The sequence below is a fragment of the Aquisalimonas asiatica genome, from assembly GCF_900110585.1.
Classification (GTDB): Bacteria; Pseudomonadota; Gammaproteobacteria; order Nitrococcales; family Aquisalimonadaceae; genus Aquisalimonas; species Aquisalimonas asiatica.
The window spans coordinates 66,711-85,225 of record NZ_FOEG01000006.1 but is presented as its reverse complement, the minus strand read 5'-3'; the positions used below and the strand labels follow the sequence as shown (position 1 = coordinate 85,225).

Annotated in this window: 16 protein-coding genes; 12 read left to right on the top strand and 4 right to left on the bottom strand. The window is 64.5% G+C overall.

Annotation, left to right across the window (positions count from 1 at the left end; genetic code table 11):
- Window positions 1-150 precede the first annotated feature (150 nt).
- Genes glyQ through BMZ02_RS13310 form a run of 4 tightly spaced genes read left to right on the top strand, consistent with a single transcriptional unit; the run spans window position 151 to window position 4,562 of the window.
- A complete protein-coding gene (gene glyQ / locus BMZ02_RS13325; protein WP_281244342.1) occupies window positions 151-1,089 on the top strand; it encodes a glycine--tRNA ligase subunit alpha in 939 nt (312 codons plus the stop codon).
- Complete coding sequence (gene glyS, locus BMZ02_RS13320) at window positions 1,082-3,160, top strand: glycine--tRNA ligase subunit beta (protein WP_091644788.1); 2,079 nt, start codon at window positions 1,082-1,084, stop codon at window positions 3,158-3,160. Before glyQ ends, glyS begins: the two co-directional genes overlap by 8 nt.
- Before the next feature lie 8 nt (window positions 3,161-3,168).
- Complete coding sequence (gene gmhB / locus BMZ02_RS13315) at window positions 3,169-3,711, top strand: D-glycero-beta-D-manno-heptose 1,7-bisphosphate 7-phosphatase (RefSeq protein WP_091644786.1); 543 nt, start codon at window positions 3,169-3,171, stop codon at window positions 3,709-3,711.
- A 35-nt stretch (window positions 3,712-3,746) separates the two neighbouring features.
- The gene (locus BMZ02_RS13310; RefSeq protein ID WP_139209214.1) at window positions 3,747-4,562 is read left to right on the top strand and encodes a lysophospholipid acyltransferase family protein; all 816 of its coding nucleotides are present in this window, start codon (window positions 3,747-3,749) and stop codon (window positions 4,560-4,562) included.
- Window positions 4,563-4,681: 119 nt separating this feature from the next.
- On the opposite strand, the gene gyrB is transcribed toward BMZ02_RS13310, so the two are convergent.
- The 4 genes from gyrB to dnaA all read right to left on the bottom strand — a co-directional run bounded on the left by gyrB (window position 4,682) and on the right by dnaA (window position 10,874).
- Window positions 4,682-7,099, bottom strand: coding sequence for a DNA topoisomerase (ATP-hydrolyzing) subunit B (gene gyrB / locus BMZ02_RS13305; protein WP_091644782.1), 2,418 nt, complete (start codon window positions 7,097-7,099; stop codon window positions 4,682-4,684).
- A gap of 28 nt (window positions 7,100-7,127) precedes the next feature.
- Window positions 7,128-8,192, bottom strand: a complete 1,065-nt coding sequence (gene recF, locus BMZ02_RS13300) for a DNA replication/repair protein RecF (RefSeq protein WP_091644780.1) — start codon at window positions 8,190-8,192, stop codon at window positions 7,128-7,130.
- Between the two features lie 14 nt (window positions 8,193-8,206).
- Window positions 8,207-9,307, bottom strand: coding sequence for a DNA polymerase III subunit beta (gene dnaN, locus BMZ02_RS13295; RefSeq protein WP_091644778.1), 1,101 nt, complete (start codon window positions 9,305-9,307; stop codon window positions 8,207-8,209).
- A 232-nt stretch (window positions 9,308-9,539) separates the two neighbouring features.
- A complete protein-coding gene (dnaA, locus tag BMZ02_RS13290) occupies window positions 9,540-10,874 on the bottom strand; it encodes a chromosomal replication initiator protein DnaA (protein ID WP_091644776.1) in 1,335 nt (444 codons plus the stop codon).
- A 409-nt stretch (window positions 10,875-11,283) separates the two neighbouring features.
- Between dnaA and rpmH the strand changes: the two genes are divergently transcribed.
- The 8 genes from rpmH to BMZ02_RS13250 all read left to right on the top strand — a co-directional run bounded on the left by rpmH (window position 11,284) and on the right by BMZ02_RS13250 (window position 18,499).
- On the top strand, window positions 11,284-11,418 hold the full coding sequence (gene rpmH, locus BMZ02_RS13285) for a 50S ribosomal protein L34 (RefSeq protein WP_091644774.1): 135 nt from the start codon (window positions 11,284-11,286) through the stop codon (window positions 11,416-11,418).
- An 11-nt stretch (window positions 11,419-11,429) separates the two neighbouring features.
- A complete protein-coding gene (gene rnpA / locus BMZ02_RS13280; protein ID WP_091644773.1) occupies window positions 11,430-11,822 on the top strand; it encodes a ribonuclease P protein component in 393 nt (130 codons plus the stop codon).
- On the top strand, window positions 11,780-12,007 hold the full coding sequence (gene yidD / locus BMZ02_RS13275; RefSeq protein WP_091644771.1) for a membrane protein insertion efficiency factor YidD: 228 nt from the start codon (window positions 11,780-11,782) through the stop codon (window positions 12,005-12,007). The genes rnpA and yidD overlap by 43 nt, the downstream gene beginning before the upstream one ends.
- 6 nt (window positions 12,008-12,013) lie before the next feature.
- Entirely contained in the window at window positions 12,014-13,687 is a 1,674-nt protein-coding gene (gene yidC, locus BMZ02_RS13270; RefSeq protein ID WP_091644770.1) for a membrane protein insertase YidC, read from the top strand.
- A gap of 16 nt (window positions 13,688-13,703) precedes the next feature.
- On the top strand, window positions 13,704-15,044 hold the full coding sequence (mnmE, locus tag BMZ02_RS13265; RefSeq protein ID WP_091644768.1) for a tRNA uridine-5-carboxymethylaminomethyl(34) synthesis GTPase MnmE: 1,341 nt from the start codon (window positions 13,704-13,706) through the stop codon (window positions 15,042-15,044).
- A 119-nt stretch (window positions 15,045-15,163) separates the two neighbouring features.
- Window positions 15,164-17,059 carry a tRNA uridine-5-carboxymethylaminomethyl(34) synthesis enzyme MnmG gene (mnmG, locus tag BMZ02_RS13260; RefSeq protein ID WP_091644766.1) on the top strand — a complete coding sequence of 632 codons (1,896 nt, stop codon included), beginning with the start codon at window positions 15,164-15,166 and terminating at the stop codon, window positions 17,057-17,059.
- Complete coding sequence (rsmG, locus tag BMZ02_RS13255; RefSeq protein WP_091644765.1) at window positions 17,056-17,724, top strand: 16S rRNA (guanine(527)-N(7))-methyltransferase RsmG; 669 nt, start codon at window positions 17,056-17,058, stop codon at window positions 17,722-17,724. The genes mnmG and rsmG overlap by 4 nt, the downstream gene beginning before the upstream one ends.
- Window positions 17,717-18,499 carry a ParA family protein gene (locus tag BMZ02_RS13250; protein WP_091644763.1) on the top strand — a complete coding sequence of 261 codons (783 nt, stop codon included), beginning with the start codon at window positions 17,717-17,719 and terminating at the stop codon, window positions 18,497-18,499. Before rsmG ends, BMZ02_RS13250 begins: the two co-directional genes overlap by 8 nt.
- The last annotated feature ends 16 nt before the right edge of the window (window positions 18,500-18,515 follow it).

Below are 18,515 nucleotides of genomic sequence, written 5' to 3'. Positions count from 1 at the left end.
AAGCTGTTGCAAATCGAACAGAATAACATGGGCCACACGGCGTGCGCCTTCTCCCGCGGAAGACCGAAAGGGTATACTCCACAGCCGGCCGGGCGTCCCGGAGGCGCAAGGCGGCACGGACTTTTCCACAGGCAGACCGCAGGGGGCAGCGTGGCGCAGCAGGGGCAGACGACGGCGAGGGCCGTGGACACTTTCCAGGGCCTGATCCAGGCGTTGCAGGATTACTGGGCGATGCAGGGCTGCATCGTCCTCCAGCCGCTCGACATGGAGGTAGGCGCCGGGACATTCCACCCCGCCACCTGTCTGCGCGCCATCGGGCCCGAACCGTGGAATGCGGCTTACGTCCAGCCATCGCGCCGGCCAACGGACGGGCGCTACGGCGAGAACCCGAACCGGCTGCAGCACTACTACCAGTTCCAGGTGGTCATGAAGCCCTCACCGGCCGAGTTCCAGGAGCTCTACCTCGGGTCGCTCCGGCACGTGGGCCTGGATCCCCTGGTGCACGACGTGCGCTTTGTCGAGGACAACTGGGAATCGCCGACACTGGGCGCCTGGGGCCTGGGCTGGGAAGTCTGGCTCAACGGCATGGAAATCAGCCAGTTCACCTATTTCCAGCAGGTGGGTGGCCTGGACTGCCACCCGGTCATGGGGGAGATCACCTATGGCCTGGAACGGATCGCCATGTACCTGCAGGCGTGCGAGAGCGTCTACGACCTGGTGTGGACTCACGGGCCGCAGGGGCCGGTCACCTACGGTGATGTCTATCACCAGAACGAGGTGGAGCAGTCGGCGTACAACTTCGAGCATGCGGACGTGGAGGCGCACTTCGCCTGGTTCGAACAGTGCGAGAAAGAGAGCATGCGGCTGGTGGAGCTGGGCCTGCCGCTGCCGGCTTACGAGCAGTGCCTGAAGGCGTCGCACACGTTCAACCTCCTGGACGCACGCCATGCAATCTCCGTAACCGAGCGCCAGCGCTACATTCTCCGTGTGCGCACGCTGGCGCGCGCAGTGGCAAAGCTGTACTACGAGCGCCGGGAGTCACTGGGCTTCCCCATGTGCGCCGACCGTCAGGAGGTGGCCCATGGCTGAGTTCAAGGACCTGCTGATCGAAATCGGCACGGAAGAGCTGCCGCCCACGGCACTGCGGTCCCTGCGGGATGCCTTCGCCCGAGGCGTTTCCGCTGGACTGGAGGAGGCCGGGATCGGCTTCGATAACATGCGCTCCTTCGCCAGCCCGAGACGGCTTGCCGTTCAGGTGACGCGGCTGGCGGACCGCCAGCCGGACCAGACAGTGGAGCGCAAGGGGCCGGCCGTGGCCGCCGCATTCGACACCGACGGCAACCCCACCAAGGCCGCGGAAGGGTTTGCGCGCTCCTGCGGCGTTGCCGTGGCCGATCTGGCAACCGAGAGCACGAAAAAGGGCGAGTGGCTGATGTACCGCGGCACCCAGGAGGGCGCTGACACGGTCGCGCTGCTGCCGGACATCGTCCAGGCCGCCCTGGACGCGCTGCCGATTCCCAAACGCATGCGCTGGGGGGCGGGCTCGGCCACCTTCGTCCGACCCGTCCACTGGAGTGTGGCGCTGTACGGCGAAGACGTGGTGCCCATGACGCTGCTGGAGACCCGGACCGGGCGCGACACCCGCGGCCACCGCTTCCACGCCCCCGATGTCATCGAGCTGGCAAACGCCGGTGAGTACGCACATCGCCTGGAGCAGGACGGCTGGGTCATCGCCGATCTGGACGCCCGACGCACGCGCATTGAGGAGCAGGCCCGTGCCGCGGCAAAGGACCTGGGCGGGGACATCCTGGCCGACGACGGGCTCCTGGACGAAGTCGCCGCCCTGGTCGAATGGCCGGTGGTCATGGTGGGCGGTTTCGACGACCGCTTCCTGGATGTCCCGGCAGAGGCCCTGATCTCCAGCATGCAAGGGCACCAGAAGTATTTTCCGGTCACCGACAACACCGGTCGATTGCTGCCCCGCTTCGTCATGGTCGCCAACCTCGAGAGCCGCGACCCGGGAGAGGTGGTCAGGGGCAACGAGCGGGTCATTCGACCGCGCCTCGCCGACGCCGAATTCTTCTGGCAGCAGGACCGCCGTCGCTCCCTGGCGGATCGGGTGGATGACCTGCACAACATCGTTTTCCAGGACAAGCTCGGCACCCTGCATGACAAGCAGCGCCGGGTCGCCGCGCTGGCACGGACCATCGCACCGGCCTTTGGCGCCGACCCGGATCTGGCCGAACGCGCCGCGATGATCGGCAAGTGTGACCTGGTCACCGAGATGGTCGACGAATTCCCGGAACTCCAGGGGACCATGGGGCGCTATTACGCCACCCACGACGGTGAAGACCCCGCCGTGGCTGCAGCCATGGAGGAGCAGTATCAGCCCCGCTTTGCGGGTGATGTCACGCCGGCAGGTGCCATCGGACAGGTACTGGCCGTGGCCGACCGGGCGGACACTCTGGCGGGGATCTTCGCCATCGGCCAGGGCCCCACCGGCGACAAGGATCCGTTCGCATTGCGGCGGGCCGGGTTGGGGCTGGTACGCATCCTCATCGAGCGGGAGCGCCCACTGTCCCTGCACGAACTGCTCACGCGGGCCGCAGCGCAATTGCCGGCCGGACTGCAAGGCGAGAAGCAGGTGGAGACCGTGCGCTCGTTCTGCCTGGAGCGGCTCAAACGGTACTACCAGGAGCAGGGCATTGGCGCCGAGCTGTTCGACGCCGTCGACGCCCTGGGCATCGACGATCCGGTGGATTTTCACCGTCGTCTGCAGGCCTGCGCCGAGTTTCTGAAGCTGGACGAGGCGGACAGCCTGGCGGCCGCCAACAAGCGGGTCCGCAATATACTGCGGAAACTGGACGGTGCACCGCCGGAAGCCGTGGACAACCAACTGCTGCAGATGGCGGAAGAGCAACAGCTCGCCGAGGTGCTCGAACCACTGATTGTCGAAGTGGACGATTTGTCGTCCCGTGGTGACTATCGCAGCGCCTTGCAACGTCTGGCGACGGTCAGGGATCCCGTGGATGCGTTCTTTGATGGCGTCATGGTCATGGCCGAGGACGACGCCGTGCGGCGCAACCGGCTGGCACTGCTCGCACGCCTGAATGCGCTGTTCGGGCGGGTCGCGGACCTGTCGCGATTGCCGGCCGGGTAGATCTCGCCATGGCGCGGCGGGCGATCATGCTCGATCGGGACGGCGTTATCAACGCCGACTCGGACGCCTACATCAAGTCGGTTGACGAGTGGCACCCCCTGCCCGGGAGTCTTGAAGCCATGGCGCGGTTATCCCGGGCCGGGTGGGTGATCGCGGTCTGTACCAACCAGTCCGGGGTTGGTCGCGGTCTTTTCACGGACGCCACCGTCAACGCCATCCACGCCGAGTTGCAGCGCCAACTCGCCCCGCTCGGCGGCCATGTGGACGGGTTCTTTTACTGCCCCCATCCACCCGAGGCAGACTGTTCATGCAGAAAGCCGAAGCCCGGCCTGTTGATCCAGGCTGCAGCGGCGCTGTCCTTCCCGCTCCAGGGCGTACCCTTCGTCGGTGACAGCCGCCGGGACATGGACGCGGCGCGGGCGGCCGGCGCGACGCCGGTGCTGGTGCGAACCGGAAAGGGGGCACGGACAATCGCCGACGGTGCCGGGCTACCGGACTGGATCGAGAACGATCTGATGGCCGTGGTGACACGGCTGCTGAACGACGACTAGAACACCCGATCATCGGGACACGTGAGGAGAACACTGTGGTCGATAAACACCATCCCCCGTTGTTGCAGCGAACCACCGGCGAGAAGATCCGCGCCATACCGCGGTCAGCGCTCTGGCTCATCGGGGCAATGGTGTGGACGCTGTTCTTTGGCACCATCGGCATCATCATTGCGCTGTTCCTTCCCTACTACCGCCGCTACTGGTTCTTCCTGCAATGGAGCTTCGGCTTGCTCTGGTGGACCCGCGTTGCCTGCGGCATCCGCTACGAGATCGAGGGCGAGGAGAACATTCCCGAGAAGCCGTGCGTGGTCATGTGCAAGCACCAGTCAGCCTGGGAAACGCTGGCACCCCAGTACTGGTTCAATCCCCAGACATGGGTTCTGAAGAAGGAGCTGCTCAAGGTGCCCATGGTGGGTTGGGCTCTGGGCATGCTGTCGCCCATCGCCATCGACCGTTCGGCCCGCAAGGAGGCCATGCAGCAGATGCTCGACCAGGGGCGGGCCCGCCTGGCGGATGGCCGCTGGATCATCGTCTACCCGGAGGGGACCCGTATTCCGGCGGGTTATAGCGGGCAGTACCGCCGTGGCGGTGCGGTGCTGGCCTGGGAGACGGGAACGCCCGTAGTGCCTGTGGCGCACAATGCAGGGGAATCGTGGCCCCGGAATTCGCTGCTGAAGTATCCCGGCGTCATCCGCGTGCGCATCGGCAAACCAATGCAACCGACAACAGCTCCGTCGGCAGATGCGTTTCTGGACGAGATCCGGGAGTGGATCGAGTCGAACACCCGGGAGCTCAGCCAGGTCTACGAGGAGCCTGCACCGTCGGCTGGGGCGAGCACGGGTGGCAGGTGAGGGAGCGTGTTCCACGTGGAACATCCAGGGGAATGACTGCGGGTGACAGCCAGCACAGGGCGCAATCACCCGCAGAGAACGGTGATGGGGACGTGACCGCTACCTGGCCTAGCGCCCCGTCAGATGTCCAGGTTGGTGGCGGCCAGCGCGTTACGCTCGATGAAGTCCCGCCGGGGTTCAACGTGATCCCCCATCAACGTGGTAAAGACCTCGTCAGCCGCCACCGCGTCTTCAATACGGACCTGTAGCAGCCGCCGGCTGTCGGGATTCATGGTCGTCTCCCACAGCTGCTCCGGATTCATCTCGCCAAGGCCCTTGTAACGCTGAATATTCTGCCCACGCTTGGACTCTTCAAGGAGCCACTCGACCACGTCACGAAGCGTCTCCACGGGCTGCGTCCGCTCGCCACGCTGGATGTAAGCGTCCTCCGCGAGCAACTCGTCCAGAACCTTGGCAAGTTCACCAATGGCCCGGTATTCCGGTGTCAGGAAGAACTCCGGGGTAAAGCGGTAGTCATGACGGATACCGTGCCGACGCTTTGAGACGACCGCTTCCTGGAAACCACCGTCAGTGCCGGCGGTCACCGTGACCTGGTAGCGGGTCCCCTGGGGTTGGTGCTCGTTGAGCTGATCAATGACGCCCTGGAACCAGCGCTGCATGCGCGCTGCATCTGCGAAATCCGGCTCCCCGATCACCTCGGCGTCCAGCAACGCCTCCAGAAACTCACCATCACGGGTGCGGGCCATGTGCGTGATGATATCCATGACACGAAGATACTGGCGGGCAAGACTTTCCAGACCCTGCTCCCGAATCGGAGCCTGATCCCCCCCGGGATAAAGCACGGCGTTGTTCAGCGCGAGCTGCAGCAAGTACTCCGTGAGCTCGGCTTCGTCCTTGACGTAATGTTCCTGCTTGCCCCGTTTGACCTTGTAGAGCGGCGGCTGAGCGATGTAGACGTGGCCCCGCTCCACCAGGGTCAGCATCTGGCGATAGAAAAACGTCAGCAGCAGCGTGCGAATATGCGAACCGTCCACATCCGCATCGGTCATGATGATGATGCGGTGGTAACGGAGCTTGTCCGGGTCGAAATCCTCCCGGCCGATCCCGCATCCCAGTGCGGTAATGAGCGTGCCCACTTCCGCGGAGGAGAGCATCTTGTCGAAACGGGCCTTTTCCACGTTCAGGATCTTGCCTTTCAGGGGAAGAATCGCCTGGGTGCGACGATCCCGACCCTGCTTGGCCGAGCCGCCCGCCGAGTCACCCTCGACCAGATAGAGCTCGGACTGGGACGGGTCACGCTCCTGGCAGTCCGCGAGCTTTCCGGGTAGCCCGGCGACGTCCAGCGCGCCCTTGCGCCGCGTCATCTCCCGCGCCTTGCGCGCCGCCTCACGCGCCCGCGACGCATCAACGACTTTCTCCGCGATGGCCTTGGCCTCGTTCGGATGCTCCGACAGGAACTCGCTGAGGCTCTCGGCCATGACCGACTCCACGGCCGTCTTGACCTCGGACGACACCAGTTTGTCCTTGGTCTGGGAAGAGAACTTCGGGTCCGGCACCTTTACGGACACAACGGCCGTCAACCCCTCTCGCGCGTCATCACCGGTGGGGGTTGTCTTCACCTTCTTGAGAAAACCTTCACGCTCCAGGTACTGATTCAGCGTTCGCGTCAGTGCGCCCCGGAACCCGGCCATGTGCGTGCCACCATCCCGCTGGGGGATGTTGTTGGTGAAGCAGAAGATATTCTCCTGGTAGGAATCATTCCACTGCAGCGCGACGTCCACCCCCAGATCGCCGCGCCAGGCGGTGATGTGGATGACGTCCTTGTGCAGGGGGTTCTTGTTCTTGTTGAGATGCTCAACAAAGGCACGGATGCCGCCGTCGTACTGGAATACATCCGACTTCTCGGTACGCTCATCGCGCAGCTCGATACGGATCCCCGGATTCAGGAACGACAGCTCGCGGAACCGTTTTGCCAGGAGGTCGAAATGGAAATCGATATTCGTGAAGATCTCGGCACTGGGGCGGAATGTAATCTGGGTGCCTGACTCGTCGGTTTCGCCGATGACCTTCAGGGGCGCGACCGGTTCACCAAGCTGGAACTCCTGCAGATGAATCTGCCCGTTCTTCTTGATGGTGAGCTGCAGGTTCTCCGACAAGGCGTTAACCACGGAGACACCGACGCCGTGAAGACCGCCCGAGACCTTGTAGCTGTTGTTGTCGAACTTCCCGCCGGCGTGGAGGACCGTCATGATCACTTCGGCGGCGGAGCGGCCTTCCTCCGTGTGGGTGTCCACCGGGATCCCGCGCCCGTCATCGGTCACCGTCACCGAGTTGTCCGTGTGAATCTGCACGCTGATGGTGGAACAGTGACCGGCCAGGGCCTCATCGATGGAGTTGTCCACCACCTCGAACACCATGTGGTGGAGGCCGGTGCCATCGTCCGTGTCCCCGATGTACATGCCCGGACGTTTACGGACAGCATCCAGCCCTCGCAGGACCTTGATGCTTCCGGAATCATAACTGGGATTGGTGCTCATGACGGTTCCCTTTTGCTGTGTGCCGGCATTATATCATTTCCTGCAGTGTGCCCTGTTCCACGTGGAACAGCCGTCCCGCGGACACCGCCAGCGCTTCGGTCTCGATCGCCGTGAAAAAGACCTGCCCCTGACTCTCTTCGATGGCCTGAAGCACCGCTGCACGGTACTCCACATCAAGCTCCGCCGGGAGATCATCGACCAGCAGCACGGGCTGAACGCCGCCCTGGGTCGCAATCACCGACGCCTGAGCCAGCAGCATGGCAACCACTAGGACTTTCTGCTGCCCCCTGGACAGTCGATGCTGCGCATCCATTCCGTGGACCCGCAATTGAAGATCCGCGCGATGCGGACCCGAGAGGGTATACCCCATGTTCAACTCCGACTCGTGCTGGTCGGCCAGTGTGTCCGCCAGGGTCCTGGACTGCGACCACCCCCGGCGATACACGATCTGCACGGGCGTCTCCGGTAACCAGCGCTGGAGATAGACATCGAGATGGGGCTGAAGCTCGGCCAGCACTCCGGAGCGGAGCGTATCGACAGCGCCGGCCGCAGACACCAGCTCACCCTCGAGCGCACGTGCCGTTCGGCTATCACCCTCGCGCAACGCGGCGTTACGCTGTCGCAGCGCCCGATCATAACGGCGCCACGCCTCGTGATAACCATGTTCCACGTGGAACGCCGACCAGTTCAGGTAACTCCGCCTCGCGGACGGGCCATCCTGTAGCAGCCGCTGACTTTCCGTGTTGATGACCTGCACCGGCAGCCAGCGCGCCAGTTCGGACAGTCCGCGCGCGTCGGCACCATCGATCCGGACCCGTGTGCCGCTTTCCCCCCGCGCAACACCGAGCCTGTGTGCGCCGGTGCCCACTTGCACATCGCCGCGCACCAGCAACTCCGCTGTCCCGTCACGCCGGACCTGGTCCAGTCGCGCCGTACGAAAACTCCTGGCCCGGGCAAGTACGTGTATCGCCTCGAGCACACTGGTCTTGCCCGCCGCATTGGCCCCGGCAATGACATTGCACCGCGGGTCACATTCGAGGGTCGCATCGGCGAGGTTCCGCACGCCGGAGACTGTCAGGCTCGCGATTGCCACCGATGCTCTGGACGCTACAGGCGCATGGGCATGACAACGTACCGGTACCGACCATCGTCGGGATCTTCAACCACCGTACTGCTGTTGGAATCCACCAGCCCCATCTGGATCCGGTCCCCGTCGATTGCATTCAATGCATCCAGCAGGTAACTGGCGTTGAAACCGATCTCCATCCCTTCGGCCTGGTAGTCCACCCCGAGTTCCTCGTCGGCCTGTTCCTGTTCGGGGTTGTTGGACTGGATTCGCAGCTGCTCGGCTTCCAGCATGAACCGCACACCGCGATACTTCTCGTTGGACAGGATGGACGCCCTGACAAGAGCCTGCCGGAGCGGCTCCCGGTCGGTCTGCATGATCCGATCCTCCACGGTGGGGATAACCCGCTGGTAATCGGGGAACCGCCCATCGATGAGTTTCGACGTGAATCGCAGCTCAGGAAGCGTGACCCGGATGTGATTGCCGCCGAGTTCCACCCGAACCTGTTCGTCCGTGTCATCCAGCAGTCGCAGCAGCTCCTGTACGCCCTTGCGCGGCACGATGACCTGGGAGGGTTCCTCCGCCGCCACGTCACCCTCGAGCTCTCCCAGCGCCAGGCGGTGACCGTCCGTCGCCACGGCCCGCAGACGCCCCGGCTCCAGCTCGAGAAGCAACCCGTTGAGGTAGTAGCGCACATCCTGCAGTGCCATGGAGAAGTGCGTCTTCTCGATCAACCGACGCAGTTCCGGTTGAGGCAGCAGCAGCGGGCGGGTCTCGCCAATGTCCTCCACGGTCGGAAACTCCGTGGCCGGCAAGGTCGCCAGGGTGAACCGGCTGCGCTCCGCGGTGATCACGGCCCGGTCGCCGTCCAGGCTCATGGACACCTCGGCACCTTCCGGGAGGTTGCGCATGATGTCCATCAGTTTCCTGGCGGGGAGGGTGATCTGTCCGGGCTCTTCCACACCGGTGCTGGTCCTGGCGACCAGTTCCACCTCCAGGTCCGTGGCGGTCAAGGCGATGCCTTGTTCATCAGCAACCAGGAGAACGTTGCCCAGAACCGGAAGGGTTTGTCTGCGCTCAACGACGCCGATGACTGACTGTAGCGGTCGCAGGAGCGCTTCGCGTTGGAGCTTGATCTTCATGTCAGTGTCCACCTGGTTATCATTACTATCTTTTCTTTACCTAAAGAACCTGTTGTTGTTATTACAACTGCCCCGGATTGTGGGCAACCTGGTAATCACACTGCAAGTCAGTGACTTGCTCGCCCGCCACTGCTGTATGGATGCATGTACATATCACCGTACAGCCTGAAGACAACCTGTGGATAAATCGGCCCGTGATTTGCGGCTGAAAGTTATCCATGGGTTATCCACATCAAGTGGTCAGGGTTCTCAACAGGTTTCCAAAGTCCTCGTCGACGCGGCTGTCACCCTGGCGCAGTTCCTCGACCTTACGGCAAGCATGCAGCACCGTGGTGTGATCGCGCCCACCGAACGCGTCACCGATCTCCGGCAGGCTGTGGCTGGTGAGCTCTTTCGCCAGCGCCATGGCGACCTGCCGGGGGCGGGTGATGGACCGGCTGCGCCGCTTCGACAGGAGATCCGCGACGCGGATCTTGTAGTATTCGGCGACGGTCTTCTGGATGTTCTCCACGGTGACGAGCTTGTCCTGGAGCGCCAGCAGGTCCTTGAGCGCTTCCTTGGTGAAATCCAGTGTGATGGCCTGGCCGGTGAACTGGGCGTTGGCGACGACGCGCTTCAGCGCCCCTTCCAGCTCGCGAATGTTCGACCAGATGCGTTTGGCGATGAAGAAGGCCACCTCATCGGGCAGATCAACGCCGTCCTGGCTGGCCTTGCTCATGAGAATGGCGACGCGGGTCTCCAGCTCGGGCGGCTCGATGGCGACGGTCAGCCCCCAACCGAAACGGGATTTCAGGCGTTCCTCCAGCCCGTCCACTTCCTTGGGGTAGCGGTCGCATGTGAGCACCACCTGCTGCTGGCCCTCCAGCAGCGCGTTGAAGGTATGGAAGAACTCTTCCTGGGACCGCTCCTTGCGCGCGAAGAACTGAATGTCGTCGATCAGCAACGCGTCGGCGCCCCGGTAATGCCGCTTGAACTCATTGATGGCATTGTGCTGCAACGCTTTCACCATATCTCCGACAAAGCGCTCGGAGTGGAGATACAGAACTTTTGCCCCGGGCCGGTCGCGGAGGATGAGATTGCCCACGGCATGCATCAGGTGTGTTTTCCCCAGGCCGACACCACCGTAGAGAAACAAGGGGTTGTACGCGGCACCGGGGTTACCGGCCACCTGCGTGCATGCGGCCCGCGCCAGCTGGTTTGACTTGCCCTCGACAAAGGTGTCGAAAGTGAACTTCGGGTTGATGTTGCTGCTGGCGGGCGTGCGTGCCTGCTCCTGCTGCGGCTGACTGGCGGTGCGGCTGTTCGTCTTTACTGCCGGCGCCGCCTGGCTGCCGATCTCCAGCACCACCGCGTTCAGGCCGGGACCGTCCGGAGCGGTGATCAGGCTCCGGATCCGGTCCAGGAAGTGATCGCGAACCCAGTCCATGACGAACCGGTTCGGCGCCAGCAGACGCAGTTGCCCCTGTTCCTCCACGGCCTGCAGGGGGCGGATCCAGGTGTTCAGTTGTTGCTCGGGAATCTCGCCTTCCAGCCGCGAGAGACAATAATTCCACGCTGAGTTGCCCACGAGTGGCCCCCAATAACAGGCAGTCTTGATGTCGAGTAAGATTCAGGCAGTCTTGATGTCGAGTAAGATTCTGGAATCGTGACTCCCTCCCGGTCCTGCCGGCCACATGTCAGCCGTGTGTCGCGAGAGGCAGTGCAAAGACGTGATCGATTCCGCGCGGTTGCGTCGAGGGCAGCGCCCTTATGCCGACTGACACCGGCCGTCTTCATGAATCTCCGAAGTCTATACCCACAGCCCCTGTCTATCCACAACCCGAACGGAGTGGTCGGCGCTGTTGCGGGAATGCCCCGCCGACCGAGGGCTTGCGCGCGGCTTTCGTTGACACGGGCCGGTGACGGCGGTAAATTCGCCGGCTCCATTTCCGCCGTATCCATTCATCCGGTACGCCACCAGAAAACGGAACTGAATCATGAAGCGCACCTATCAGCCCAGCGTTATCAAGCGCAAGCGGACACACGGTTTTCGCGCCCGCATGGCCACCAAGAATGGCCGGCAGGTGATCAAGGCTCGTCGTGCCAAGGGTCGTGCCCGGCTGACCCCCTGAATCGCCACCGGATGGGCGACTACCGGCTGGCATTCCCGCGCGCGGCGCGTCTGTTGACGCCGCACGATTTCGGAAGGGTGTTCGCCGGCGCGGATCGCGTGTCCGACCGGTATTTCACTGTTCTTTTCAGGGTGTCGGATCGGTCGACCGCGCGCCTGGGGCTGGCAGTAGGACGCAAGGCCGCGTCGCGCGCGGTGGACCGGAACAGAATAAAACGAATCGCGCGGGACTCCTTTCGCCATCAACGCGCCTCGCTGCCACCGGTTGACGTGGTGCTGATGGCCCGGCCCGCAGCCCGACACGCCAGCAGGGTTGATCTTCACGGTGCGCTGGCGAATCTCTGGCAGCGATTGGTGAAACGATGCGAACAGTCGTCACACGCATCCTCCGGCTCTACCAGCTGATCATCAGTCCGCTGTTCGGTCCGTGTTGCCGGTTCCACCCGTCCTGTTCGCAGTACGCCATCGAGGCTGTCAACAGCCATGGTGTCCTGCGGGGGACCTGGCTTGCTGTCAGGCGCCTGCTCAAATGTCATCCCTGGCATCCCGGTGGGGTTGACCCCGTTCCCGAACCACGTGCGAAAGACTGAGACTCGATGGATACGCAACGGATACTTCAGTTCTTTGCCCTCGGCCTGGTGCTCGTCCTGATCTGGACAGCCTGGCAGGAAGATTACGGCGCCGGTGTGCCGGAAGAGACGGTGACCGAAGAGGAAGCGGAAGCCCCCGCCGATGCGCCGGCCGAGCCGGCCGATCCGGAGTCCCCCGCCGACGAGGCCCCGGAGGACCAGCCCTCCGCCCAGGATGACGCAACGCCGGCCACCGCATCCGGTGAGCGGCTCGAGCGCGGCGATACCGTGCGCGTGCGCACCGACAAGCTGGACGTGGAGCTGAGCACCAGGGGCGGCGACATCCGTCAGGTGGATCTCCTCCAGCACTTCAAGACCATCGACGGGGAAGAGCCGCTCCGGCTCATGAGCGATCGGCTCGACGAGCTCTTCATCGCCCAGATCGGACTGTTGCCGCGAGAGGGTGACGGCCCGGGACCGCGGAGTGAATTCTCCGTCGAGTCCACGGAGTTCGAGCTCGGGGAGGACGAGGACACCCTCGAGGTCCCCATGGTCTGGGAGAACGAGGACGGCGTGCGGGTCACCCGTCGCTACATCTTCTCCAGGGACAGTTACGTCATCGACGTCCGCCATGAAGTGGAGAACGCCTCGGACGCCGACTGGGCACCGTTCCAGTACGCGCAACTGCGCAGCGGCGAGATCGACGACGGCACCTCCTGGTTCATCTACACCTACACCGGGGGTGTGGTCCACGGCGAGGAGGAGCGCTACGACAAGATCTCCTTCTCCGACATGCGCAGCAGCGATCTGTCCCGGGACCTCACCAACGGCTACGCAGCCATGCTCCAGCATTACTTCGTGGGTGCATGGATTCCGCCGCGGGACGAGCGGCACACGTACTACACCCGCTCGCTGGACGACAATCAGTACCTGCTCGGGCTGTCGTCGCCGCGCAAGACCATTGAGGCCGGTTCGTCGGGGACATTCGAGCACAAGCTCTGGGTTGGTCCCAAGGAGCAGGAACGGCTCGCCGAAGTCGCCGAGGGGCTTGATCTCACCGTCGACTACGGCTGGCTGACGATCATCTCCAAGCCCCTGTTCATCGCCCTGTCATGGATTCACGGGGTTGTCGGCAACTGGGGTTGGGCGATCGTCATTCTGACGCTGGGTATCAAACTGGTGTTCTACAAGCTGTCGGAAACCAGCTATCGCTCCATGGCGCGCATGCGCAAGCTGCAGCCGCGTATGCAGCAGCTCAAGGAGCGGTACGGGGACGACCGTCAGGCCCTGAACCAGGCCATGATGAAGATGTACAAGGAGGAGAAGATCAATCCGCTCGGCGGCTGTCTGCCGATCCTTGTACAGATACCGGTGTTCATCGCCCTGTACTGGGTGCTGCTCGAAAGTGTGGAGCTCCGGCATGCGCCGTTCATCCTCTGGATCAATGATCTGTCGAGCCCGGATCCCTACTTCGTGCTGCCGCTGCTCATGGGTGCCAGCATGCTGCTGCAGCAGAAGCTCAACCCGGCACCGCTGGACCCGATCCAGCAGAAGATCATGATGGCGCTGCCCGTGGTGTTCACCGTGTTCTTCATGTTCTTCCCGGCCGGGCTGGTGCTTTACTGGGTGGCGAACAACGTGCTCTCCATCGCGCAGCAGTGGTTCATCACGCGCCGGATCGAACGCGGCGAAAGCGAGTAGATCCGCGGTAGACGCCGTGCATACCGAGACCATCTGCGCCGTCGCCACGCCCCCCGGACAGGGGGGCGTCGGCGTGGTGCGGGTCTCCGGGCCGGCTGCGCGGGATCTGCTTGAGGCTGTTGCCGGTACGTTACCCGAGCCCCGGCAGGTCGTTTTCCGGCCGTTCCGTGGCGATGGCGGTGATGCATTGGACGAGGGCCTGGTGCTGTGGTTTCCCGGCCCGGGTTCGTTTACCGGCGAGGACGTGGTCGAGTTCCAGGGCCATGGTGGACCCGTGGTCATGGACCGGCTACTCCGGCGTCTGACAGCCCTGGGTGCCCGCCTTGCCCGTCCAGGGGAGTTCTCGGAACGCGCCTTTCTCAATGGCCGTCTGGACCTGACCCAGGCGGAAGCCGTGGCGGACCTCATCGCCGCAGGCTCCGAGGCGGGGGCGAAGGCGGCCATGGCCTCGTTGCAGGGCGCCTTCTCGTCGCGGGTTCATACGCTCACCGATGCCCTTGTCGAACTGCGTGTGTACGTGGAATCCGCCATCGACTTCCCGGACGAGGAGATCGATTTTCTGGGGGATGGGGAGGTCGCCGCGCGCCTGCAGCGGGTCCGTGCCGATCTGGACGCAGTCCGTGCCGCTGCAGGACAGGGCCGGGTGCTGCGGGATGGCATGACCGTGGTGATCGCCGGCCGGCCCAATGCGGGGAAGTCCAGTCTCCTGAACGCCCTTGCGGGCGACAGTGCGGCAATCGTCACCGATATCGCCGGCACCACCCGGGATGTTCTGCGCGAGCATATCCAGATCGACGGCATGCCCCTTCATGTCATTGACACGGCCGGGCTTCGGGACAGCGACGAGCCGGTGGAACAGGAGGGGATTCGCCGGGCCTGGCAGGCCATCGACGCGGCCGACCGTCTGTTGCTGGTCGTGGATGACCGGGATGGTGTCGGGGCACCTGAACGGGACATTCTTGCCCGACTGGCAACGGGGCTGCCGGTTACCGTGGTGCGCAACAAGGCCGATCTGAGCGGCTCGGAGCCCGGAGTGGATCGGGCCGGTGACCATGACACCGTCACCCTGAGCGCCATGACCGGCGCGGGCCTGCCGGCGCTGCGCCAGCACCTCAAGGACGCCATGGGTTACGCCGCAACGGAGAGCGGTTTCATTGCCCGCCGGCGCCACCTGGATGCACTCGCCCGGGCGGACACGGCCCTGGCTGCGGCGAACCAGCAGCTGGGCCTGGGGGCGGGGGAGCTGGTGGCCGACGATCTGCGTCGCGCGCAGGATGCGCTGGGCGAGATCACCGGCGCGTTCACCACGGAAGATTTGCTGGGCGAGATCTTCTCCACCTTCTGCATCGGCAAGTAGCCAGCCACGGCGTTCCACGTGGAACCGGATCCGGAGCCCGCGCACTGGGACCGGGTCCGGACAGCCTGCTACACTACCGTGTTCTTCGTAACTGATTGTCTGGCCGGGAGGTCGCAGCTTTGGATTATCCGGATCGTTTCGACGTGATCGTGGTTGGCGGTGGTCACGCCGGCACCGAGGCGGCGCTCGCCTCGGCGCGCACCGGTGCGCGCACGCTGCTGCTCACCCACAACATCGAAACCATTGGCCAGATGAGCTGCAATCCCGCGATCGGCGGCATCGGCAAGGGCCATCTGATGCGCGAAGTGGATGCGCTGGGTGGTGTCATGGCCCGCGCCACCGACCGCGCGGGCATTCAGTTCCGCACCCTCAATGCCCGCAAGGGGCCGGCTGTGCGGGCCACCCGGGCCCAGGCTGACCGTGCCCTTTACAAGGCGGCCGTCCGTGAAGCGGTGGAGAACCAGCCCGGGCTTACCGTCTTCCAGCAGGGTGTGGACGATCTGCTGATGGACGGCGAGTGCGTCCACGGCGTGGTGACCCAGATGGGCTTGCGCTTCCACGCTCCCGCCGTGGTGCTCACCGTGGGAACCTTTCTCGGCGGGCAGATTCACATCGGGCAGGAGAATTTCCAGGGTGGCCGCGCCGGCGATCCGCCGGCCAATGCGCTGGCGCAGAAGCTGCGCGCGCGCCCGTTCCGTGTCGGCCGTCTGAAGACCGGCACACCGCCGCGGCTCGACGGCAAGACCATCGACTACTCGCGTCTGTCCGAGCAGCCCGGGGACGATCCGGCCCCGGTGGCGTCGTTCATGGGGTCCCGGGACGAGCATCCGCAACAGGTCAGTTGCTGGATCACCCACACCAACGAAGCGACCCATGAGCTGATCCGTGGCGCCCTTCACCGCTCGCCCATGTACTCGGGCGAGATCGATGGTGTGGGTCCGCGTTACTGCCCCTCGGTGGAAGACAAGGTGGTGCGCTTTGCCGACAAGACATCCCATCAGATCTTTCTGGAGCCAGAGGGTCTGGACACGCACGAGGTCTACCCCAACGGCATCTCCACGAGCCTGCCGTTCGATGTGCAGCTTGCGCTGGTTCGCTCCTGTGTCGGTCTGGAGAATGCGCATATCACGCGGCCGGGCTACGCCATCGAATACGACTATTTCGACCCGCGGGACCTGCGCCCCAGCCTGGAAACCCGCTACGTGGGCGGGCTCTACTTCGCCGGCCAGATCAACGGCACCACCGGCTATGAGGAGGCTGCAGCCCAGGGCCTGGTGGCCGGGTTGAATGCCGCCCGCGCCGTGCGCCAGGAAGCGCCGTGGACACCCGGCCGTGACGAGGCCTACATCGGCGTACTCATCGACGACCTGATCACCCGCGGGACCCAGGAGCCCTACCGCATGTTCACCAGCCGGGCGGAGTATCGCCTGCTGCTGCGAGAGGACAACGCCGACCTCCGGCTGACCCCGGCAGGCCGGGATCTGGGGCTTGTGGATGACCAGCGCTGGGATGCCTTCCAGCGCAAGCGCGACGCCATCGCCGCCGAGCAGCAGCGACTGGCCACCACCCTGCTGCGGCCGGCCGATGTCGACCCGGCCGTCGCGCAGCGTGTGCTCGGCGGCCCGCTGAAGCGTGAACAGCATCTCGACGCCATTCTGCGTCGGCCGGAGGTGGACTATGCAGGGCTGACGGCCCTGACCGGAGATGCCGGCGTGGCCGACCCGGCGGTGGCCGAGCAGATCGAGATTCAGGCGAAGTACGCCGGCTATCTGGACCGTCAGCGTGACGAGATCGACCGCGCGCAGCGTTTCGAACACCTGACCATACCGGACGGTGTCGATTTCAACGCCGTCGCCGGTCTCTCCAGTGAGGTGCGGCAGAAACTGATTGATCATCGCCCGACCACCATTGGTCAGGCCTCCCGCATCCAGGGCGTCACGCCCGCCGCGGTGTCCCTGCTGCTGGTGCACCTGCGCCGCGGCGATGACCCGGCGCAGCACCGTCAGCGCGCATGACGCAGGATTTCCCCCGGACGGCGGTCACGCGCGCCGTGGTCGACGGCATTGACCGCCTGGCGTTGCCGAGCGCGCCCCCCGTGGACGGCCTGGTGGACTACCTGGCCCTGTTGAGCCGCTGGAACCGCGCGTTCAACCTGTCCGCCGTCCGCGACCCGCTGGAGATGGTGCCGCGGCATCTGCTGGACAGCCTGGCGACGCTTCCCTATGTTGAAGGGTCGCGGCTGCTTGATGTGGGTTCGGGGGCCGGGTTGCCGGGGATCCCGCTGGCGCTGTGCCGGCCGGAGCTTCAGGTCACCCTGCTGGACACCAATGGCAAGAAGACGCGTTTCCTGCGTCAGGCGGCGCTGGAGCTGGATCTGCAACAGGTGACCGTGGTGCAGGACCGGATTGAACGCTGGTCCACGGATTGCGTTTTTGACACGGTAATCGCACGCGCATTCGCGCGACTGGATCAACTGGTCCAGGGTGCAGGCCGGCTCGTCGCACCGGGCGGCCTGATCCTGGCGATGAAGGGGCGCTTCGACGGTGACAGCGAGACGGCGGCGATGCCGCCGGGCTGGGGTTACGACGTCGAAACGCTGGAGGTGCCGGGAGTGGATGCCGCGCGCTGTGTCGTCCGTATCCGCCGCCAGGAAGCCACAAGCGGAGAGACCGATGGGTAGAATCATCGCCATCGCCAACCAGAAGGGCGGGGTCGGCAAGACCACCACATGCGTGAACCTGGCGGCCGCGCTGGCCATGAACCGCCAACGGGTGCTGCTGGTCGATCTGGACCCCCAGGGGAATGCCACCGTTGGCTCCGGTATCGACCGCAACGGCGTGGATGTCAGCGGCTACCATGTGCTGATGGACGAGCGCTCCGTGCGCGAAGCGCTCATCGATGCGCCGGAAGGCAGCTTTCAGGTCGTCCCCGGTAACGGCGATCTCACCGCCGCCGAGGTCCGCCTGATGGACTCCGAAGGGCGGGAGCAGCACCTTCGCCGCCAGCTTGCGCGGGTACGGGATGACTTCGATTACATCCTGATCGACTGTCCGCCATCGCTGAACATTCTCACCGTCAACGCACTGGTCGCGGCGCACGGTGTACTGATCCCGATCCAGTGCGAATACTACGCGCTGGAGGGGCTGACCGCGCTGCTGGACACCATTCGTCGCGTGCAGCAGCAGGCCAACAACGAGCTGGTAATCCAGGGGCTGTTGCGGACTATGTTCGATCCCCGTAACAATCTCGCCAACCAGGTCGGGGCGCAGCTCATGCAGCATTTCCCGAAGCAGGTCTACAGCACGCTGATTCCGCGGAACATTCGGCTCGCGGAAGCGCCCAGTCACGGGCTTTCCGCGATCCAGTACGACCGGTACTCCCGCGGATCGCTGGCTTACATGGCCCTGGCCAGCGAGATCATCCGCAAGGACATGACGGCGGCGGCCACCGCCTGAACGCACAGAGGCTCTT